Source organism: uncultured Ferrimonas sp. (assembly GCF_947489035.1).
GTDB lineage: Bacteria > Pseudomonadota > Gammaproteobacteria > Enterobacterales > Shewanellaceae > Ferrimonas.
In genome coordinates this window covers 14,028-35,470 of the sequence record NZ_CANLCI010000024.1, presented here as the reverse complement: position 1 = coordinate 35,470, position 21,443 = coordinate 14,028, and the positions used below count along the sequence as shown (strand labels likewise).

At 53.7% G+C, this 21,443-nt stretch carries 13 protein-coding genes; 5 read left to right on the top strand and 8 right to left on the bottom strand.

Annotated features, from left to right (window positions below; translation table 11 throughout):
• Positions 1-24 precede the first annotated feature (24 nt).
• Positions 25-1,311, bottom strand: coding sequence for a dicarboxylate/amino acid:cation symporter (locus tag Q0796_RS13750; protein ID WP_298444196.1), 1,287 nt, complete (start codon positions 1,309-1,311; stop codon positions 25-27).
• A 412-nt stretch (positions 1,312-1,723) separates the two neighbouring features.
• Here Q0796_RS13750 and Q0796_RS13745 point away from each other — a divergent pair, with 412 nt between their 5' ends.
• A complete protein-coding gene (locus Q0796_RS13745; protein ID WP_298444195.1) occupies positions 1,724-5,125 on the top strand; it encodes an invasin in 3,402 nt (1,133 codons plus the stop codon).
• A 265-nt stretch (positions 5,126-5,390) separates the two neighbouring features.
• On the opposite strand, the gene astB is transcribed toward Q0796_RS13745, so the two are convergent.
• Complete coding sequence (astB, locus tag Q0796_RS13740; protein WP_298444193.1) at positions 5,391-6,725, bottom strand: N-succinylarginine dihydrolase; 1,335 nt, start codon at positions 6,723-6,725, stop codon at positions 5,391-5,393.
• Positions 6,726-7,059: 334 nt separating this feature from the next.
• Between astB and topA the strand changes: the two genes are divergently transcribed.
• Positions 7,060-9,720 carry a type I DNA topoisomerase gene (topA, locus tag Q0796_RS13735; RefSeq protein WP_298444191.1) on the top strand — a complete coding sequence of 887 codons (2,661 nt, stop codon included), beginning with the start codon at positions 7,060-7,062 and terminating at the stop codon, positions 9,718-9,720.
• Positions 9,721-9,923: 203 nt separating this feature from the next.
• Here topA and Q0796_RS13730 read toward each other — a convergent pair whose 3' ends face one another.
• Positions 9,924-10,694: a hypothetical protein gene (locus Q0796_RS13730; RefSeq protein ID WP_298444188.1), complete on the bottom strand. Its 771-nt coding sequence runs from the start codon at positions 10,692-10,694 to the stop codon at positions 9,924-9,926.
• Between the two features lie 158 nt (positions 10,695-10,852).
• Here Q0796_RS13730 and cysB point away from each other — a divergent pair, with 158 nt between their 5' ends.
• A complete protein-coding gene (gene cysB / locus Q0796_RS13725) occupies positions 10,853-11,824 on the top strand; it encodes an HTH-type transcriptional regulator CysB (protein ID WP_298444186.1) in 972 nt (323 codons plus the stop codon).
• A gap of 34 nt (positions 11,825-11,858) precedes the next feature.
• Here the strand turns inward: cysB and Q0796_RS13720 are convergent, their stop codons facing one another.
• Positions 11,859-13,232, bottom strand: a complete 1,374-nt coding sequence (locus Q0796_RS13720) for an L-serine ammonia-lyase (protein ID WP_298444184.1) — start codon at positions 13,230-13,232, stop codon at positions 11,859-11,861.
• 245 nt (positions 13,233-13,477) lie between these two features.
• Between Q0796_RS13720 and ycfP the strand changes: the two genes are divergently transcribed.
• Together ycfP and Q0796_RS13710 are read left to right on the top strand one after the other, a co-directional pair.
• Positions 13,478-14,029 (top strand): alpha/beta hydrolase YcfP, encoded by a 552-nt coding sequence (ycfP, locus tag Q0796_RS13715; RefSeq protein ID WP_298444182.1) that lies wholly within the window; start codon positions 13,478-13,480, stop codon positions 14,027-14,029.
• 153 nt (positions 14,030-14,182) lie between these two features.
• Positions 14,183-14,692, top strand: a complete 510-nt coding sequence (locus Q0796_RS13710) for a YqhA family protein (RefSeq protein ID WP_298444181.1) — start codon at positions 14,183-14,185, stop codon at positions 14,690-14,692.
• 49 nt (positions 14,693-14,741) lie between these two features.
• On the opposite strand, the gene dusC is transcribed toward Q0796_RS13710, so the two are convergent.
• The 4 genes from dusC to Q0796_RS13690 form a co-directional block, all read right to left on the bottom strand.
• On the bottom strand, positions 14,742-15,686 hold the full coding sequence (dusC, locus tag Q0796_RS13705) for a tRNA dihydrouridine(16) synthase DusC (RefSeq protein ID WP_298444180.1): 945 nt from the start codon (positions 15,684-15,686) through the stop codon (positions 14,742-14,744).
• A gap of 137 nt (positions 15,687-15,823) precedes the next feature.
• Positions 15,824-16,804, bottom strand: a complete 981-nt coding sequence (locus Q0796_RS13700; protein WP_298444179.1) for a DUF2860 family protein — start codon at positions 16,802-16,804, stop codon at positions 15,824-15,826.
• Positions 16,805-17,158: 354 nt separating this feature from the next.
• Positions 17,159-20,161 (bottom strand): efflux RND transporter permease subunit, encoded by a 3,003-nt coding sequence (locus Q0796_RS13695; protein WP_298444178.1) that lies wholly within the window; start codon positions 20,159-20,161, stop codon positions 17,159-17,161.
• A 6-nt stretch (positions 20,162-20,167) separates the two neighbouring features.
• Positions 20,168-20,935, bottom strand: a complete 768-nt coding sequence (locus tag Q0796_RS13690; RefSeq protein WP_298444177.1) for an efflux RND transporter periplasmic adaptor subunit — start codon at positions 20,933-20,935, stop codon at positions 20,168-20,170.
• Between the last annotated feature and the right edge of the window lie 508 nt (positions 20,936-21,443).

Sequence of the window (21,443 nt, the reverse complement as noted above, 5' to 3'; positions counted from 1 at the left end):
CCTTTTTATACGCTTAATTAGGCCTTAGCTAATTACTTTGTCCAGTGCGTCTGGATCTTTAAAGACCTCTTTATCCAGATCGTTCTCACTGTTGGCGACAATTAGCGATACCGCGGTATCACCGGTTACGTTCACCGCAGTACGCACCATATCGAGCAGACGATCCACACCCAAAATAAGGGCGATGCCTTCGACTGGTAGGTTCACCTGCTGCAGCACCATCGCCAGCATGATCAGGCCCACCCCAGGAACGCCAGCAGTACCAATGGACGCCAAGGTGGCGGTTAGGATAACCATCAACATGTCGGTGGCGGTCAGATCAACACTGAACACCTGCGCGATAAATACGGTGGCGACACCTTGCATAATGGCGGTGCCATCCATGTTCACGGTAGCGCCCAACGGCAAGGTGAACGAGCTAACGCGAGTGCCCACCCCTAAGTTGTGGTTGGCGTTCTCCATGGTGACCGGCAGCGTGGCGGCAGAGCTGGCGGTGGAGAAGGCAAACATCTGTACGTTGCCCATCTTTTTCAAGAAGGTGATTGGGTTTAAGCCGCTTAAGGTGGTGAGCAACATTGGGTACACCACCAGTGCGTGCACAAACAACACTGCCAGTACTAAGAAGAAGTACTTAATCACAGAACCAAATGCAGCCAGATCTAATGTCAGCGACATCTTCGCGATCAGGCCAAACACACCAAATGGGGCAAACCACATGACCACGTTCACCAGATTCATCATTACGTCGTCAAGCTCGTTGAAGAAGCGACGTACGGTGGCGGCTTTTTCACCCAGCTGGGCGATGCAGTAACCAAACAGCACCGAGAACACAATGATCTGCAGCATGTTGCCTTCGGCCATGGCTGCCAGTGGGTTACGTGGTACTAAGCCAATCAGTACATCGGCTAGGCTTGGGGCGGTTTTGGCTTCAAACCCAACCGCAGCGGCCTGCATGATCGGATCGCCAGGTTGGAACAGCAGCGCAGCACCCAGTGCCAATGAAATGGCCACGGCGGTCGTGAACAAATACAGCGCAAGGGTCTTGCCGCCAATGCGGCCAAGGGTGGAGGGCTCTGCCAAACTGGCGGTACCACAGACTAATGATACGAATACTAACGGGACCACCAGCATTCGCAGGGCGGAGACAAACAAGCCGCCGATAACATCAAAAACGCCATTGGTGAAATAATCGCTAACCCATTGGGCTTCACCTGCGGAAAACCTCAGTACAAAACCAATGGCTGCGCCAAGGAACATACCTAGCAGGATCTTGGTTGTTAAACCTAGCTTTCCCGATTTAACTTCGCTCATACAACTTCCTTCATAATCATTATCTTTATTTTTAGTGCAGCTAAGCCTAACAAGAAGGTAGCCCAACAAAAAAGGGCCTTAATGTATAACTTTGAGGTGAAATATTGAATTTTTGTTGCAGATGAATGAGATTTACTGAAAATTGATGAGGTTGTCGTTATTGGGTGTTAAGTTACCCGCTGCGTAGACTTTTTAAAATTGTGACATGGAGTCGTCAATGAGTTATTTCCTTAGGGGTTTCCTAACCCTGTTGTTCGCCATATTTTTGACTGCATGCAGCGGTGGTGGCGGTGGCCTTGAATCGGGCAATTCTGGTGGGGGAGGAACCCCAGATACGCCAAAGTATACTTTGGAATTAACGCTTGTTAATAGTGCTGGCGATGCGGCCAATGTAGCGACCAACAGTTCACCGTTGCAACTGCAAGCATTGTTAAAAGATGACGGCTCTATCGTTAAAGGCAAAACCATCAGCTTCAGCAACTCTGGACCTGGTGTTCTCAGCCCAGACAGTAAACTGACCGACGATGACGGGATCGCAGCGATTCAGATCAGCGCCGGTGACAGCTCTGGTGCCGGCACCATTACTGCCAACGTAAGCGGTTCTGGTGCGATCAGCGTCGAGATTGATTACGGCGTGGAAGTCGATGGCACAACGGGCGGCGCGATCCCGGTGATGACCCTATCGCTGCTAAACGGCAGTGGCAGTGTTGATAACGTGGTGCGTACCGATGCGCCACTGCAAGTGATGGCGACGGTCAGCCTTGAAGGCACTCCGGTTATTGGCAAGGTCGTGAGTTTTACCGTAGACAATTTTGGTGTGCTGGATCGCCCATCTAAATTAACCGACGCTAACGGCAGTGCTGTTATTGAGCTGCAAGCCGGCAGTGCCGCTGGTGCTGGCACTTTAACCGCCACTTATATATACGGCGATAGCTCGACATTAACCCAGCAAGCCACCTTTGATGTGGTGCTTGTGGATGTGACGCCAGAGCTGAGCTTGGTGCTGGAAGATATTAATGGCGATAGCTTAGATACCGTGGCACAAGCTACGCCGGGTAAATTAAAAGCCACGCTGATGATGCAAGGACAGCCCATCAGTAATGCCTTAGTGCAGTTCTCAACCTCACCCGTTGGTGTGATTAACCCATCGTTGGGCACTGCGGTCACCGACGCCAGCGGCGTTGCGGAAGTCACATTATTACCAGGGGATCAAGCGGGTGCATCCACTGCGACGGCTTCATTTGTCTTTAATAATGTTAGCTATCAGCAAGACGTGGTATTCCAAACCGCGGGCGATGCGCCAGAGCAAGCGGGGGGGCAAGATAACCTGATTGAGATCACCTTGCTGGATGGCGTTGGTGGCAGCCCGATCACCAACAGCACCATTTCAGAAACCCAGCCTGGCTACTTTGAGGTGCAGGTTCGTAACAGCCAGCAACAGCCGTTAGCAGGCAAAGTGGTTAGCTTTACCAGCACCTTGGGTAACTTTATTCCAGCTACGGGCACCGCCTTAACCGACAGCAACGGCGTTGCTACCATTGTTTTGCAAGCCGGTAGCGTTGAAGGTGCCGGTGAAGTGGTGGCGAATGTGGGCGGGGCAACCTCGACCATTGGTTTTATCACCTTAGGGGATGTGATTGACCCGGGTACCTTGGTACCGGAAATTACCTTTGAAATTTACAACTGTAATAATGCCTCAGGTTGGGACCGCGCCACGCGTAACTTTGAAGCCTGTACCGTTACTGACAACATCACGAATACTGAGTCCGGCATCATTGGTATGCAGGTTACTCAGGCAGGCAGCAGCCAACCGTTAACGCAAACTTTAGTCTTGGCCAGCACCACTCTTGGTGGGATCAGCCCATCCGCCGGTACTGCGGTAACCGATGACAACGGTCGTGCCATTTTGGATCTGTTTGCTAATGGTGATGTGGGTGCCGGTGAAGTTACGGTATCCGTCAGTGGCCAAAGTGCGAGCAAGGCCTTTGAAATTGGCCGTGTTGATGTGAATTTGCAGGTAAGCGCTCAGATCGGCAGTAACAACCTGCCAGCGGGCGGCAGCACCATCATTGAAGTGCAGGTGCAAAACCCCGACGGCAGCTTAGCGCTTGATCAACCCTTTGCGATTGAACTGTCTTCCGATTGTATTGTGGCCGGCACTGCGGTGGTTGATACGCCAGTAAACACCATTGGTGGCATTGCCTACGCCACTTACCGTGCCAATGGGTGTAATGGTACAGACCGCGTTACAGCTTCGGCGCAAACCGGTGGCACCAACGTAACGGGTGATGTCAGCATCGACGTTACCGGTGCGAAGGTTGGTTCAATTCAATACGTTTCTGCCGTGCCAAGCCTTTTGGCTCTTAAAAGCAGTGGCGGCATTGGTGGTACCGGTAGCCGTAGCGAAACCGGTGTGGTGACCTTTAAACTGCTGGATGAAACCGCGGCCGCAGCAACGCAAGAGCTGCTGTGTTTTGAGTTAGCCACTGATGTTGGCGGGATTGAACTGACCCCAAGCCCTGTCGGTGATGATATTGCGAGCTGCAGCAACATTCCGGCGGGTGCGGATCTCACCAAATATGCCTCGGGTTATACCGATGCTGAAGGGATGGTCAGCGTTACGGTGAAAGCGGGCTCTGTGCCAACGCCAGTGAAAGTATTTGCGCTGTGGAGCGATGGCACCAATAACATCTCTAATGTTTCAGATGAACTGGTGATCAGCACAGGGTTAGCCGACAACAACAGTTTCTCGATGTCGGCGTCGGTGTTTAACCCAGAAGGCCTGCAGTTTGATGGTGAAGTGTCGTCCATCAATATCTTAGCGGCGGATCATTTCAATAATCCGGTGCCCGATGGCACAACAGTTAGCTTTGTTACAGAGGGCGGTGCGGTCGATCCTACGTGTACCACCATCAATGGCGCCTGTTCCGTTGAATGGCGTAGCCAAGACCCTCGTCCATTTGATGGTGTTGGTGCGGTTTGTTCGGTAGCCGATAACCTTGGCAGCACTGCGCCTCCTTGTATCGATCCGACCGTTGGTCCATCACGCTTGGATTTCAATGGCAGTGGCTTTGATGATAAAGCCTTACCGGGTCGAGCCACAGTGATGGCTTACGCCATTGGTGAAGAAAGCTTTATTGATTTGAACGGTAACGGTCAGTTTGATGCGGGCGAACCCTTTGGTGACTTGTCTGAAGCGTTCCGCGATGACAACGAAGATGGCGTCTACCGTAACTTTGATGCAACGGGTGCAAATCCGAGCGGTGCAGTTCCTGCTGGCGCGGTTACGGAAGAGTTCACCGACTTTGATTTGAGCGATGACTTCACCGCTGCTGATGGCCTCTACACCGGCTTATTGTGCGATGCCGCGTCCAGCGCTGCTTGTTCGGATACGGGCTTAGATGATAACTACGCTCACCTGAATGTGAGCCGTAATTTAGCCATTGTGATGGCAGGCAGCTCGCCACAGGGTAAGCTGGCTTTCTCTGATGCGCCGTATGCGATACTCAACGGGGCTCAGATCAACTTGATTACCGATGCCAGCCGTACCGTGGTGTTGTATTTGACGGATGTGAACAACAACCCACTGCCGGTTGGTACCAGCATCACTGCAGCAACTTCTAACGGGGTGTTGGTGATTGGTGAATCATACGCGTTTCCAAACACCTCGGCAGATCGCCCATCGGCTTATGTCTTTACTGTGGAGCAGGAAACTGAGCCAAATGGTAAAACAGAGGGTACTTTAACCATTACCGTGAAAACGCCAAAGGGCGCAGCACGCACTTATGGTATGCCGGTACTGGATGCAGGCTAAGGTGTTGCATTGATAGGAAAAGGCCAGCATTTGCTGGCCTTTTTGTTGGCTTTCTTCTTTTTTCTTCGCTAACTGGCGCTGTTGCAATGACCTTGGTTCGGGCGCTGCCAGAGCCGCAGCTAAGCACGGCGAGCCAACCAGCACCGATGGAAACCAGTTTCTGCGTCCAAACGAATCAGCCCAGCATCTGCTGGGCTGATTTGTTTGGGCTTGTGCGGCAACTGACGCGGCGCTTGCCGTAACGGTTGGTGCCGCTCTGCAAAAACTAGCGCTGGAACGGGTAGATGCTGCCCAGCTGCAGCAGTTGGGTGAGCTCATCCAGTGCGGTTTGGTTTTCCGTTAGCAGGGCTTCATCACGCAGATCATCAAAGCTGAGCTGATCGCGGTAGTGTTTGTTAACCCACTGACTTAATTGCTGATGCTTAGCGGCATTCATGACGCAGTGCTGGTTTACCGCACTTTGTTCTTGGGCTGAGAGCGCCACACGTAAGCGCAAACACGCCGGCCCGCCGCCGTTTTGCATGCTTTGTTTTACATCAAAGAAATGCACCTTGCGGATCGGCTGGTTACGATTGGGCAGATCCGCTAAATAAGCCGCGACTTGCGGTTGCTCTAAACATTCGGTGGGGGCGATCAGCGCCATTTCACCGTTGCTTAAAGTGATAATTTGGGTGTTGAACAGATAGCTTTTTACCGCTTGCTCAATGCTGACTTCTTCGGTGCTGACTTGCTCTATATATAGTGGGCTGTCGCCGAAGGCGTTTTTCACTTTATCTAAGGCTTGGCTTTGATTTAAAAACGCTTGTTGGTGACAAAACAGCATATTGTGATTACCAACCGCAATCACATCGTTGTGGAACACCCCTTGATCGATGATGGCGGGATTTTGCTGTAAAAACAGCGTGTGTTTGCCATCCAGTTGGTGCAAACGAGCAACTGCTTGGCTGGCCTCTAGAGTTTGCCGAGCGGGAAAGCGTTGGGGTTGCGGTTTACTGACGTCATAGGCGGATTTGCCATACACGAACAGTTGCAACCCCCGTTCGCCATAGTCACGGCACAAACGAGTATGGTTGGCAGCGCCTTCATCCCCTAAAGCGTCGTGGCTGGGTAAGGCCGAATGGTGCACAAAGTGGTTGTCGTCATTGAAAACCGCCTGTAAGGTGCGCCCGGTTTGCTCATGTTCAATGGCACGATGCAGCTTGTTGACCAAATTGGCTGGGGTGAAATGCACCTTGTTGTCTGCGCTATCGACACTGGGCGATACCGTGGCGGCGTTGGCGCTCCACATGCTGCTGGCGGAATAGCAAGCGGCCAGCAGTTGTGGCGCCTGTTGGTGGGCTTTGGCCAAGACGTCGGCATTGCTGCCGTGAAAGCCCATTTGCCGCAGGCTGGTAAGATCAGGGCGAGACTGCGGTGCTAAGATCCCCTGCATCATGCCTAAATCGTGCAGAGCCAGCATTTTGTCTAAGCCTTGTAGCGCAGCGGCCTTTGGGTTTGACTTGGCGTTAGCGTGGTTCTGTGAGGCCAAATTGCCCACAGACAGGCCAGCATAGTTGTGGCTTGGGCCAACCAAACCATCAAAATTTGCTTCAAGATGCATGCAATCCCTCCTTTGGATTAGGCGCTAGAGCACAGAATATGATCTGTATCGTCTGGATTTGAGTTGGCTCAGTATAAAGGTTGTTTTTGCGGCCTCAAGCGTGGCACACGGCGTGCCACAGCAACAAGTGCATAACTATTACTTGCATGTATGGCATTGATGCATTAGTAGTTTGAGCAATTGCGTTTTCAGTCGCGAAAATAAATTAGGTTGACCAAAAATTAGCTAAGTGGTTGGTTCATAAACGGGCTAGGCTTGAAACTCGGCCTCAGTACCTCTATATATGGAGCCAATTTTTCTTCCCCAACGCGTTCAATAAGGTTCAAACCACCCCATGGGAAAATCTTTGGTAATTGTGGAGTCGCCAGCAAAGGCGAAGACCATCAACAAATATCTCGGCAAAGATTTTGTCGTGAAGTCTTCCGTGGGCCACATTCGTGACTTGCCAACGTCGGCCAGTCAATCAAATACGCGCTCTGCGCCTGCTAAGACTGCAGCCGAAGTGCGTAAAATGGCCCCCGAAGAGAAAGCGAAATACAAACAAGAGCGCGACTACCAAGCGTTGATCACCCGCATGGGGATCAACCCTAAAAGCGATTGGGCAGCCAATTATCAAGTACTGCCTGGCAAAGAAAAGGTCGTTAAAGAGCTGCAAACGCTGGCTGAAAAAGCCGACACCATCTATCTCGCAACGGATTTGGACCGCGAAGGGGAAGCGATCGCCTGGCACCTGCAAGAGGTGATTGGCGGCGAACCCGAGCGGTACCGTCGAGTGGTGTTTAACGAAATTACCAAAACCGCGATTAAAGAAGCGTTCGCTGAGCCACTGCACCTGAACATTGATCGAGTTAACGCCCAGCAAACCCGGCGTTTCCTGGATCGCGTTGTGGGCTTTACCGTCTCGCCATTGCTGTGGAAGAAACTGGCTCGTGGCTTGTCTGCGGGTCGAGTGCAGTCGGTTGCCGTACGCCTAGTGGTTGAACGCGAACGCCAGATCCGTGCCTTTGTGCCCGAAGAGTTCTGGGATGTGCATGCGGATCTGAATGCCGCTTCAGGTACTGCGTTGCGGATGGAGGTGGCTCGCCACCAAGGCCAAGCGCTGAAGCTGGTTAACAAAGAGCAAACCGATGCCGTACTGGCCGCGCTACAAGGCGCCAGCTACACCATCAGCAAGCGCGAAGACAAGCCAAGCTCAAGCAAACCGTCTGCCCCATACATCACCTCAACCTTGCAGCAAGCGGCGAGTACCCGTTTGGGCTTTGGGGTGAAGAAAACCATGACCTTAGCGCAGCGCTTGTACGAAGGCGGTTACATCACCTACATGCGTACCGATTCCACCAACTTAAGCAACGAAGCGGTTGAAGCGGTACGTGGCTTTATTGGCGATGAGTACGGCAACAACTACCTGCCGGAAAACCCACTGCGTTATGGCTCGAAAGAGGGCGCGCAAGAGGCGCACGAAGCGATCCGTCCATCCGATGTGTCCGTCAAAGCGTCAACGCTGTCGACCATGGAGCGCGACGCTCAGCGTCTGTACGAACTGATCTGGCGTCAATTTGTGGCGTGTCAGATGGTGCCGGCTAAGTACGACTCCACCACTGTTACGGCAACGGCGGGCGAATACGAATTGAAAGCCAAAGGCCGGATCTTAGTGTTTGATGGTTGGACCCGTGCGCAGCCACCGGTTGGCCGTAAGGGTGACGAAGACAAAACCCTGCCACCGGTGACCGTGGGTGAAGCGTTGCAATTGCAACAACTGGATCCGAAACAGCACTTTACCAAGCCAGTGGCTCGTTTTAACGAAGCCTCGTTGGTGAAAGAGCTGGAAAAACGTGGCATTGGCCGTCCATCGACCTACGCTGCCATTATCGGCACCATTCAAGATCGTGGTTACGTACGGGTAGAAAACCGTCGTTTCTTCACCGAGAAGATGGGCGAAATCGTGACGGATCGGTTGGTCGAAAACTTCGATGAACTGATGAGCTACGACTTTACCGCCGGTATGGAAGCGACCTTGGATAAGATCGCCCAAGGTACGCTGAGCTGGAAAGGGGTACTGGACGGTTTCTACGATGACCTAACCGGTAACATCACCAAGGCTGAGCTGGATGAGCTGGAAGGGGGCATGCGCCCGAACCAGATGGTGGAAACCGACATCCCGTGCCCAACCTGTGAACGGCCAATGGGCATTCGTACCGCCACCACCGGCGTCTTCTTAGGGTGTAGCGGTTATGCGCTGCCGCCGAAGGAGCGTTGTAAAACCACCATCAACCTAACGTCGGGCGAAGAAGCGGAAGCGGTTACGGACGATCAGGAAGCGAAAGCGCTGATCACCATGCAGCGTTGCGGCAAGTGTGGCAGCACCATGGACAGCTACCTGGTGGATGAAACCCGCAAGTTGTACGTGTGTGGTAACAACCCAACCTGCGATGGCTACGAAGTGGAGAAGGGCACCTTTAAGATCAAGGGGTACGATGGCCCGCTGATCGAGTGTGAACGCTGTGGTGCCGACATGGAACTGCGCGACGGTCGCTTTGGTAAGTACTTCGCTTGTACCGATACCAATGAAAAAGAGTGCAAGAACACCCGTAAGCTGCTTAAGAGCGGTGAGGTTGCGCCGCCGAAGGAAGATCCCGTCGCGCTGCCAGAGCTGCCTTGCGAGAAGTCTGACGCGCACTTTATTTTGCGTGATGGCGCTGCAGGTTTGTTCTTAGCGGCCAGCACCTTCCCGAAAAGCCGTGAAACTCGCGCCCCTAAGGTGTCGGAGTTGAAACGCTTCCGCGATCGGATCTCCACTAAGTTCCATTACTTGGCTGATGCCCCAGAGCAGGACGACGAAGGTAACTTGTATCAGGTGAAATTCAGCCGGAAAACCAAGGAGCAATACGTTGCTTCTGAAGTGGACGGGAAAGCCACCGGTTGGGTTGCTAAATACGACGGCAGCAAGTGGATTGAAGAACAAACCAAGAAAAGCAAAGCCAAGAAGAAAGATTAGGCCTTAGCTTTGACAGAAAACCAGCTGCTTGCAGCTGGTTTTTTTATGGGCGCTGGTTAGCGCTAGAACAGCCATGCTGGTAAGCGTTGAACATCGTTGCTGGGATAAGTGGCAGCGTGATTGGCGGCGGGACAGCTGATCTGATCGGCGCACAGCCACAAAAAAGGGGACTCAATGAGTCCCCTTTTGGTTCGCTGCGGTGGTTACCATTTCTTCTTCGGTGAGAACAGCTCATCAAGTTCATCGGTATCTTGGCTGACTTGATCGTCAACGTGTTCTTGCAGATTGGCTTGCTGGCGCTGGTTCAGCTCCTCCAGCATCTCGCTCACCTTAACCATGGCGGTCTTCTTGTACTGATCGTCGCCAGTGTGGCTATTGAGCACTTTGGCCAACTGATTAAGGTGCTGGCGGGCAGAGCCGACCTGATGATTCAAGGCCGCATGACGGGCGCGATCCATCAGGACCGACCCATTGATGCGCAGCATAACCTGATCCGCACGGCGGGATTCAGTCACAAACTCATCGTGGGTTAAGGTGCCTTTTTTCTGCTCTTGGCGTACGAACTCTTTTAAGCGCTTTAGCACCTTAATCAGCATCATTATCTGCTTTTCAGCTTGCGGCGTATTAAAGCTGTCTACCGTACGTTCCGTCGGTGGATTCTTTTTAAGGTTGGCTAACGCCGCCTGCAGATCACTTTGGCGAGCCAGCATATCGCGGTTGCGGGTATCGACCGCCAGCACTTGGCGCACGGCTTCAAGCAAGCGTTGATTGAGCAATCGAACCAGCACATTGGTAAAGGGCAGCAACGGGCCACAGGCCAACAGTTGTTCCACTTCATCCATGATCGCTTTTTGCTTCGCCATCTCTTGGCGGCGAGCACGTTCCAGTTGTTGCTTATGTTGTTGCAGCATGTTGATGCCAACCACAACCAGTAGCAGCGCACCCAACAAAATAAAGAAAATTGTAAGCGACATCGTATTCTTCGACCGTTTTTATTTGAACGCCAATGCTACACCAAAGCCCCCAGTTGGCGCACCCGCTTAACCCTCATTCCGACCTTTTGCTTATTCCATTTTTACGTGTTTTTGTGGTATCAATATAACTTAATTGTCATATCGGGCCACGGAACGCCATGAAGCTGCAGCAACTTCGTTACATCGTTGAAGTCGTTAACAATAATTTAAATGTCTCGGCGACAGCGGAAAGCTTGTATACCTCGCAGCCGGGGATCTCGAAACAGGTGCGGATGCTGGAAGATGAACTGGGCGTGCAGATCTTCGGTCGCAGTGGCAAGCATCTTACCCACGTTACCCCTGCGGGTAAGCAGATCATCGACATTGCCGGCGATATTTTGGGCAAAGTGGAAGGGATCAAGAACGTTGCCTCAGAATACACCCAGCCAGATCGGGGTGATTTGAACATTGCCACCACCCACACTCAAGCTCGGTATGCGTTGCCCCAGATGATTGGTAACTTCATTCAACGCTATCCCGACGTGAACTTGCACATGCATCAAGGCACACCGGATCAGATCTGTGAAATGGCGGTGCGGGGGGATGCGGATTTTGCCATCGCCACTGAAGGCATGCACCTGTATCACGATCTGGTGATGCTGCCGTGTTACCACTGGAATCGGTCTATCGTGTTTCCCAAAGATCACCCGTTAGCGCGCTGCAAAACCATCACCTTATCGGAGTTGGCGAAGTACCCATTGGTGACTTACGTGTTTGGCTTTAACCGCAGCAGCGCTTTAGAAAAGGCCTTTGCGACGGTTGAGGCAGAACCAAGGGTGGTGTTTTCGGCCACCAGTGCCGATGTGCTGAAAACCTATGTGCGCTTAGGCTTGGGCGTTGGGGTGATGGCGACCATGGCCTTGGACGGCAAAGACGATGATTTAGTGGTGCGCGATGCGTCGCACCTGTTTGAAGCCAACACTACCAAGATTGGTTTTCGTAAAGGCAGCTTCTTGCGTTCGTACATGTACGACTTTATGGAGCGTTTTGCCCCGCATCTGACCAAGACCCGAGTCGAGCAGGCGTTGGCGCTGCGGGATCAAGCCGCCATTGACGAGATGTTTGCGGATATGGATTTGCCGATGCGCTAACGCAACGGCAAACCCAAACCTCGCTCAGAGGGCATTAACACTCAACAATATTGACCGCGAGGCCGCCTTTGGCGGTCTCTTTGTATTTGCTGCGCATGTCCATGCCGGTGTCCCACATGGTTTTGATCACCTTATCCAGCGACACCTTATGCATGCCGTCGCCGCGCATGGCCAATCGTGAGGCATTGATGGCCTTCACCGAGCCCATGGCGTTGCGTTCAATGCAGGGCACTTGCACCAAGCCGCCAACCGGATCGCAGGTCAGCCCTAAGTTATGCTCCATGCCAATTTCAGCGGCGTTTTCCACGTTAGCCACGGTGCCGCCCATCAGCTCGGTTAAGGCCCCTGCGGCCATTGAGCAAGCCACGCCGACTTCCCCTTGGCAGCCAACTTCGGCGCCAGAGATCGAGGCGTTCTTTTTGTACAAGATACCAATGGCGGCTGCGGTGAGCAGATAGCGGGTGGCGGTGTCTTTGGTCACCGGCTGGATAAAGCGGTCGTAGTAGCACAGCACTGCCGGAATGATCCCAGCAGCGCCATTGGTTGGGGCGGTGACCACTCGGCCACCGGCGGCGTTCTCTTCGTTAACCGCCATGGCAAACAGGTTAACCCAATCCATCGCGTTAAGCGGATCGTGGTTGGTGTTGCCTTCGGCTTCTAGGCGGCGCTTAAGCGCCGGGGCACGGCGACGCAGCTTTAAGCCACCGGCTAAGATCCCCTCCATGCGGCAACCGCGATCAACACAGGCCAACATGGTTTGCCAAATGTGCCACAGCTGTTGCTCAATCTCCGCTTCGCTGCGTAACACCTTCTCGTTGGCCATCATCAACGCTGAAATAGACAAACCGTGTTCGGTGCACAGATCCACCAGCTCTTGGGCACTGCTAAAGGGGTAGGGCTGGGATTCGGTGACTTGGTTGATGTTGGCTTGTTGGCCGATCTCATCTTCATCCAGCACAAAGCCACCGCCAATGGAAAAATAGGTGCGCTGATAAATCAGTTCTTTGCCATTAAACGCCTTTAAATTCATGGCATTGGCGTGTTCTGGCAGGCTTTTACGGCGATGATAGGTGATGCCATCTTTGCGGCTAAACAGCACCGATTTTTGGCCATCCAGATTGATTTTATGGCTGCTGGCGACCGCTTCCAGCATCGCATCAACCGCATCGGGATCGCAGCTTTCCGGCTGCTGACCGAGCAGCCCCAACACCACCGCTTTGCCGGTGCCGTGGCCTTTGCCGGTCTGGCCTAACGAACCAAACAGTTCCGATTGAACCTCTTGGGTGTTATCGAAGTGATTGAGGCGATGCAGATCCGCTAAAAAGCGATTGGCAGCGCGCATCGGGCCCACGGTGTGGGAGCTGGATGGGCCAATGCCAACGCTGAACATATCAAAAACGCTGATCACGGGAATTCCTTCTTTGGTGACGGGGATCACGTTTCCCCCTAATGGCGTTGATGGTACACCAGCAGCGCTGTGCCCCCAACCATCACGCCGGTCATCAGATCAGCTGCGCCGTTTACAACCGTAAAGTCCACCCAACATCGGCTTGGTTGCCGCGGCGATTGCCTCTTGTCAGTGGCGCTAAAAAAGCGCCAATATAGTCAGTGTAGTGACCATAATTACAATAATTCGCTAATGGAGTTTGCCGCATGATTCTGTACCTGCATGGATTTGATGCCACCAGCCCAGGCAACCATAAAAAAGTGTTGCAATTGAAGATGATCGACGACGATGTGCGCATGATCAGCTATTCCACCATGCACCCTAAGCACGATATGCAGCACCTGCTGAATGAAGTCACTAAGCACGTGAAGTTCAGCGATGATCCCAATCCGATCTTGGTGGGGGTTGGCTTAGGCGGTTATTGGGTCGAACGCATCGGCTTTTTATGCCAGCTGCGCTCTGTGCAGTTTAATCCCAACCTGTGTCCGCAACAGAATATGATCGGCCGCATTAACCGCCCCGAGGAATACCGCGACATCGCCGCTAAGTGCATTAGCGATTTTCGGCAGCAGAATCAGGGGCGCTCACTAGTGGTGCTGTCACGCCAGGATGAGGTGCTGGATAACCAGCAAACCGAACAGCAACTGGCGCCGTATTACCCCGTTGTTTGGGATGAACAACAGCCACATAAATTTCCGCAGATCGGCGCCCATTTGCAGCGGATAAAATCCTTTAAGGCTGGCGAAGTGGTGGCGTAAACACCACAAATCTAATGTGATCAAAGCGGATCCACTGCTCTGGTTGAGTTTTACTCAGGTGCTGCGCTTAAGCGCTTGTTTAAGCGCGGCGCCGTTGTCTTGTAAGCCCGATAAGCTATTGCTAACCTGCGTTTTTTCTAACAAGGAAGTGGCATGGAAAAGGCATTTGAAGCGCTGTTGTGGCGCAGTCGATTAACGCTGTTAATTGCGGTGATCAGCTGCGTGATCGCAGGGATCGCCTTAATCGTATTGGGCGTGGCTGAAGTGTGGCACCTGATCACAATGCAGTGGCAATTTCTGGTTGAAGGCAACGGCAGCATCAGCCGCGATCAGCTGGTGCTGGTGGTGATTGAAGTGCTGGATACCTTCTTGTTGTCGTCGGTACTGTTTATCTTTTCGTTCGGCCTGTACGAACTGTTTGTCAGTCGCATTGAGCAAGCCCAAGGGCATGAATCCCAAGCGTTCGCCATCAACAGCATTGATCAGCTGAAAGCCAAATTGGGCAAAGTGGTGTTGATGCTGTTGGTGATTAAGGTGTTTGCGCTGCTGGTTGAGATGCGCCCCAACAACATGCTGGAGCTGCTCTATATGGCGCTGATTGTGTTTCTGGTGGCCGCCAGCTTGTGGTTGAGCAACGGCGGCGGCAAAGGCGCGGGCAAATAACGCGGAGCGGTTGGCTTAGGAAGATCGACTGCCCCTGAGCCAAATCCGGTTATTTGATTAAGTGTTCGGCCCCTAACTCGGCCACAATGTCGTTAGGGGTTTTAAGACGACGGATCACGTCAAAGGTGGCCTGGGCTTCTGGGTACTGCTTCATCAGATAGCGCAGCCACTGCTTGATGCGGTTGGGGTAATACACCCCTTTGTCGCCATACAGTTCAAAGCCAGAGTAATCGATCAGCACCTGCTTCATTTCGCTCCAAGGCAGCGGTGCCGCGCCGGTTTTGATGCACTCGGCTAAGTTGGGCAAGGCCAAGGCACCGCGACCAATCATCAAATCCTCACAGCCGGTGGCTTCAATGCAGCGTTTCGCGTCTGCGGCTGACCAGATCTCGCCGTTGGCCACAACCGGAATCGACAACGCCTGATTGATCTGACCAATGGCATCCCAATCAATTCGTTCCGCTTTGTAGCCGTCGTCTTTGGTGCGGCCATGCACGCACAGTTCGGCGGCACCGGCTTCTTGCGCGGCAAAGGCGTTATCCAGCATCAGCGCTTTGTCGTGGTAGCCCAAGCGGATCTTCGCCGTAACAGGTTTATCGGCGGGCAGCGCATCGCGCACCGCTTTGATGATGTCGTGCACGGCATCGGGCTCTTTCAGCAACACCGCGCCGCCTTTGGACTGATTCACCTGCTTGGCTGGGCAGCCAAAATTCAGATCGACCCCGTCCGATCCTAACTCCACCGCGCGTTGTGCATTCAACGCCATCCATTCCGGCGCTTGTCCTAGCAATTGCACCCGTACTGGCACTCCTGCGGCGGTCTTACCGCCATTTTGCAGTTCAGGGCACAAGCGATGGTAGGTGCGTGGCGGCAGCAGTTGATCAACCACCCGCACAAATTCAGACACGCACATATCAACGCCGTGCTGACGGGTCAGCATGTCGCGCATCAAGGCGTCCATGACGCCTTCCATCGGGGCTAAAATCACTCTCATGGTTGGGGCTCGCAGCGTTATCGATTTGGGGAGGAAAAGGAGCGGCGCAGTGTACCAGTGTGATGCAAAAACTCTAGCGACAAACAAAAAAAAGGCAGCGCACAAGGCGCTGCCAAAGCAGGTTTAGATGAAAAGGGTTAGAACTGGTAACCAACACCAACGGCAAAGATGTATTCGTTTTGGTCGTAAAAGTTGATGTTAGAGGCTTGGGCTTCGTAACCGGCAACCGCTTTCACGCTCCAGTTTTCCCAGCCTTCAAAGCCGTCGTATTCGTACATCGCCATCAATTCGTAGCCGGTGTCTTTGCGCTTTTTGGCAAACGCCGGGTGGCTCTTGTCGTAGCTGTTGCTGTCTACCGCGGCAGACAACATCAGTTTGTGATCACCCATCATCCGCAGGTAGGCCATCTCTAAGCCAAAGCCGGTGTAGCTCATGGCATCGCCATCGGCGCTGAAGCTTTGGTAGCTTACCGCTGGCATCAGCATGGCGTTGTGGCCCAGCATCATGTCGTAACTTACGGTCAGATCAACGCCGCTGCCATCGCGCTGCACCAATTTTTGCTGGGCGGGGGTACCGGCGGAACCGGAGGCCTCTTTGTCAACGTCAAGGCTGGTTAGTGCCAGCTCTGCCGAGAAGTCACTGCCAAGGATCCCATCGTATTCCAGCAAGATGGTGCTGCCAGATACGTCGGTTGTGGTGCGCTTAGTGTTAACCAAGTACGGATCTTCAAAGCTTTCGCCACCGATGGAGTTTAAGTAAGACACACCGATGTAGGAGTCTTCAGCCAGCGCCATGCGGTAACCCAAGCCTAAGGTGGCTTCGCCTGGGCCGTAATCGTCTTCTCGCACCGACGTGAAGAATTGGTGGGCATCGGCAAAGGTGTAACGCACTTCACCACGCAAGCCAAATTGGGCCTCGGACTCAGACTTGCCTTTGCTGTTCAGCTCGCCGGTTTTGATGTCGTTGTCGGTGTTGAAGTTCGACGTTTCAGAGCCAAAACCGAGAAAGAAGGTGGTGTCGCCTGAGAAGCCAGACTGTTCGAAATCAACAGGCTGTGCCTGAGCGGCGCTGATAAACAGTAGCGAAACGGCGGTGGCACAGAGTGTTTTAGGGAACATGATGAGTATCCTTGCGTTCTGGGTCTTCGTAAGTTGCAGCCACGATAGAGGGTGCGGCGTGAACGATTTGTCGATGCATTGCGTTGGATGGCATGAAAAGTGGGTCTGCATCACAATATGCGGCGATGGCGCTGCTTGGTTACACAAAAAGCGCCGCAGTGGCCAGCCAAAGGGCCAACAACGCAGCGCGTCTGAATGAGCGGTTGATGGTTGAGCCCAAGGCGAGTGTTTGATGCTTGAGATGAGGGGGGGCGAGCGAGTACTGGGCGGGTGGGGATGACTTCGCGAAAGGGAAACTAAGCCACCGCCGCAACGGTGGCTTAATGGAAAAAGTGAAGAGGATGACGGCCGAGGTTAGCGCCGAGCAACGCAGCTGGCGTACAGCACCGGCAGCACCAATAACACCACTGGCAGTGACAACAACAGGCCGTACCCCAAGGTGAGCGCCATGGGGCCCATATAGACATCGGTGCCGCCAAAGCCGTAAGCCAGCGGCAGCAAGCCAATCACCGTAGACGCCGACGTCAATAAAATTGGTCGTAAGCGACTGCTGGCGGCGGCAGTGATGGCGTCAATCGCGGCTTGGCCTTGCTGTCGGTACTGGTTGATCTGATTGATCAACACCAAGGCGTTATTGACCACCACTCCGGTCATCCCCAGCACACCAATCAAGGCAAACAGCGACAACGGTTGCAGGTGCAGTAATAAGGCCAGCAGTGCCGCACCCACGGCAAAGGGGATCACCGCCATGACCAGCAGCGGCTGCAGCATCGACTCAAACAAAATGGCCATCACAAAGAAGATTGCCAACATGGCCGCCGGAAAGGCCACAAAGAAACCCGACAGCGCTTCATTGGTGTTTTCAATTTCACCCCCCAGCTCTAACGTAACGTGTGGTGGCAACGTCGGAGCCAATTGCAGCAGCATCTGCTCGGCCAATTCATCGGCTTCCACGTCTTCGCTGTTCACTTGGGCGCTGATCAGCACTTGGCGAACGCCATTAAAGTGCAGCAGGGTGCGAGGAGCGTCGATCATCTTAATGTGCGCTAACTGAGTTAACGGCACCTCTATTCCGCTGGCGTTGGTCAACTTCAGCTGCGTCAGCTGTTCGGCGTTGCGCCAAGGTTGGCTCAGCAGCACCCGCAAGGTGATCTCCTGATCATTAATCCAAGTTTGGCTTACCTGTTCGCCATCAAACGCAATGCGTAAGGTGGTCGCCAGATCCGCCACCGTGAGTTGATAACGTGCCAGCCATTCATATCGAGGCAGGATCTGCAGCTGCGGCGTCAGCACCGCATCGCTGTTATTGATGTTGTAGAGCGGCGGCTGCTGCGCCATCCACTGGGTGATTTGTGCAACCGCCTGTTGGCGAGCGTTGCTGTCGTTGCTGATCACTCGCAATTCAACGGGTTCGCCCGGCGGTGGGCCACCGGCATCAACCACAAATTTAACCTGCTTGAGCTGGGGCAGATCCGCCAACTCTTGTTCTAGGCTGGCGGCAATGGCCACCGCCGTGCGCTGGCGCTGCTGTGCGCTGGTTAACCGGATCAAGCCGCTGCTGATGGGCGCCGCGTAGCTTAATTGGTAGCTGGCCAGTTCGTTGCTTGGCAAAGCGGCGATGGCTTGTTCCAGCCGCAGATGGGCTTGGCGTACTTGGGCCAGTGGCAAACCGGGGGCGGTTTCGGTGTGGATCTCAATGTACTTGGCCGCTTGGCCGGGGAAAAAATCGATTTTGAGTACGGCGACCGAACCCAACATCAGCAGCAACGCCACCGCTGCGCTGGCAAGGGTGCGTTTGCGGCGTTGCAGACACCAGCCGAGTAACTGCTGGTAACGATCGCTGAGGGCTTGCCAGCGAGGGCTGGGTTGGTGGCGGTTACGTGGCGCGGCCGCCAACGATTGATGCAGGTGAGCGGGCAGGGTAACGGTGCATTCAAACAACGACCACAGCAGCGCTAAGATCACCGCCACTGGGATCACCGCAATCGCTTTGCCTAAGGTGCCGGGAATAAACAGCATCGGCACAAACACCAAGGCGGTGGTGGTTAAGCTGGCCAGCACCGGCGTCAGCACCTGCTTGGTGCCCGTTACCGCCGCTTGCAGTGGTGGCAAGCCACGCTCGTGTTGCTGATACACGCTTTCGGCCACAATGATGGAATCATCCACAATCACCCCAATCACCAACAGCAGCGCCGCCAAGGTAACGCTATCCAGGTTCATGTTAAAGGCGGGCAACAGTGCGATCACCCCAAGCAGACAAAACGGGATCGACAGCGCCACCCAAAAAGCAACGCGCCGCTGCAACACCACGCTCAACAGCAGTAACACCAGCATTAAGCCGATGCCGCCGTTGGTGCTGACGATGTTAAAACGTTCGCTCATGTCTTGGGCTAAATCCAACGACACGGGAAACTGATAGGTGTGCTGGCTGCGTACTTCCGCTTGCTGCAATAATGACTTAACCCCATCAATGGTGGCATTGATGTCGGCGCTGGCGCTTTTGTAAACGGTAAAGAGGATGGCGTTGCTGCCGTTGATCATCCCTAACTGCTGGGCGCGCTCAAAGGTGTCGTGCACCTTGGCGACATCGCGCAAACGCACAATGGTGCCATTGGCTTGCACTTCAATGATGGTCTGTTGCAGCTGCTTGATGCTGCTAAATTGGGTTAGCGTTACCAGTTGTCGTTCGCTTTGGAACGATTCAATTGCCCCGCCGGAAGTGGCTACATTGCGCTGTTCAATGGCATTGTTGATCTGCTGAAAATCGATGCCAAAACGGCGGATCTTCTCTGGGTTCACCTCAATCCAAAATTCCCGCTGGCGAAAGCCCGCCATCTCGACTTTGCTGATCCCCGGCAGAGCGCGGATCTGTTGTTCTAGCTGGCGGCTGTATTGCTGCAGCTGGGCATTATCCACATCGGCCACCACCCCAAAACTCATCACTTCAAACGACGCCGTGGTTTCTTGCTCTACCAGTGGCGCTTGGTCGATCTCGGTGGGCAAATCACTGACCCGATCCACCGCTTGTTGGATCTGGCGTACGGTGCGATCCAAGCGTTCGCCCTCATCCAGCTCCAGCAGAATTTGCGAGCGACCAGCGCTGGATTCGGAGGTGAAGCGGCGCACCCCTTGCACCGACTTGAGCTCTTTTTCAATCTTGTTGGTGACGTTCAGTTCAACGTCTGCGGCCGACGCGCCCGGGTATTGAGTGGTGATGCTGACTTCAGCAAAGGCCACATTGGGCAGCTCTTGCAGCTTAACGATGCCCAAGGCACCGATCCCCACAGTAAGCACCATAATGGTCAACGCACGGGCTAAAAACAGGCGCTGGGCGAAGAAGCTAAGAATTTGAGTCATCACGGCTTACTCTGCGATACGAGCGTGGATCGACATACCCGGCTTCAGGCCAGCGCGGTGGTTGTCGATGTCGATCTCGATGGGGTAGGCGTACTGCTGTGGTAGGGGGGCCAAGCCGATGCGGCTGATCTGCGCTTGCTGCTTGTGCTGCGGTGCACTGGCCGCCCAAAACTGCAACGGCTGACCAACGCGCAGCCGATTGACCTCCTGTTCACTGACCAGCAACCGCAGGGTTAAGCGGTTGGGATCGGCCAGCTGATACAGGATCGCTCCGGCTTCAACAAACTGCCCTTGGCTGACGTTATCAACGGTAATGATGCCGTTAAAGCTGGCAATAATTTGGGTGCGACGATGCGCCAGCTGGGCTTGTTGCAGTTGCAGTTTGGCTTGTTGCAGCTGCGCCTGAGCAATGGCCCGTTCTGATTTGGCTAAATCGAATTGAGTGCGCGCAAGGTTATCGCTGTTGGCTAAGGCCAAGTAGCGTTGGTAGTCGGCCTGCTTCAGTTGCAGGTTGGCTTGGGCCAGTTGCAGCTGCGCTTGTTGCTGAGCCACTTCAAGGGCGAAATCGGTGGCATCAAGGGCGACTAACAGCTGTTTGGCCTGCACCGGATCGCCGATTTGGTGTGGCGCAGCGGTGATAACACCACTGATCCGCGACACCACCTCAGTGGGGGCACTCAACTGAGATACGCCAACAAGCTCTAGAGCGTAGGCGGTAGACAGTGGCAGCAGAAGCGCCAGAAACAGGCTGATGGGGGTGATGGGCTTAGGCATTGGTAGGGATCCATTCAACGTAATGGCGCCACAGTAACGCGGTGGGTATAAAAGAAAGGTGAATCAAGCCGTAGGGAAACAGCTTAAGTTCATGAAATTGTTTTAGTTATTTACTTTTTGCGAGTGGCATTTATTGGCGGTGGCTATTTTCGTGGTGCAGAGCAGCAAGGCCGAGGGTTGCGGTAACCAGATCCAGAAGTGGCGCCTAAGCGTTGTTGTCGCAATGGTGAAGCGCGCGAACCAGCCCGCTGTTGCCATTGTGGGCAGAGGATAGGCGGTGGAAATATCGGCAAGTCAGCGCCGTTGTGGGGAAAAATGATCTAAATTTGGTGTTAGTCATTAGAAAAGGCCGTTTATGTAGCTTGCTGTTTTGGCAGCGCCGTGGTGACTTAATCGTGTAATTTAAGAAAAATGTGATCTTTTTAACTTTTTTTGAAAGCGTTTGAAGATCGCCTAGGTCTTGTTAACTAAGCCGGCGCACAACACGCCAAACAAATTTATCTCCCCC

Bases quoted from the DNA above. Each gene is read 5' to 3' on its own strand.
- Q0796_RS13730 (WP_298444188.1), bottom strand. From the start codon at position 10,694: ATGTCGCTTACAATTTTCTTTATTTTGTTGGGTGCGCTGCTACTGGTT.
- topA (WP_298444191.1), top strand. From the start codon at position 7,060: ATGGGAAAATCTTTGGTAATTGTGGAGTCGCCAGCAAAGGCGAAGACC.
- Q0796_RS13700 (WP_298444179.1), bottom strand. From the start codon at position 16,804: ATGTTCCCTAAAACACTCTGTGCCACCGCCGTTTCGCTACTGTTTATC.
- Q0796_RS13750 (WP_298444196.1), bottom strand. From the start codon at position 1,311: ATGAGCGAAGTTAAATCGGGAAAGCTAGGTTTAACAACCAAGATCCTG.
- astB (WP_298444193.1), bottom strand. From the start codon at position 6,725: ATGCATCTTGAAGCAAATTTTGATGGTTTGGTTGGCCCAAGCCACAAC.
- Q0796_RS13710 (WP_298444181.1), top strand. From the start codon at position 14,183: ATGGAAAAGGCATTTGAAGCGCTGTTGTGGCGCAGTCGATTAACGCTG.
- Q0796_RS13690 (WP_298444177.1), bottom strand. From the start codon at position 20,935: ATGCCTAAGCCCATCACCCCCATCAGCCTGTTTCTGGCGCTTCTGCTG.
- Q0796_RS13695 (WP_298444178.1), bottom strand. From the start codon at position 20,161: ATGACTCAAATTCTTAGCTTCTTCGCCCAGCGCCTGTTTTTAGCCCGT.
- cysB (WP_298444186.1), top strand. From the start codon at position 10,853: ATGAAGCTGCAGCAACTTCGTTACATCGTTGAAGTCGTTAACAATAAT.
- ycfP (WP_298444182.1), top strand. From the start codon at position 13,478: ATGATTCTGTACCTGCATGGATTTGATGCCACCAGCCCAGGCAACCAT.
- dusC (WP_298444180.1), bottom strand. From the start codon at position 15,686: ATGAGAGTGATTTTAGCCCCGATGGAAGGCGTCATGGACGCCTTGATG.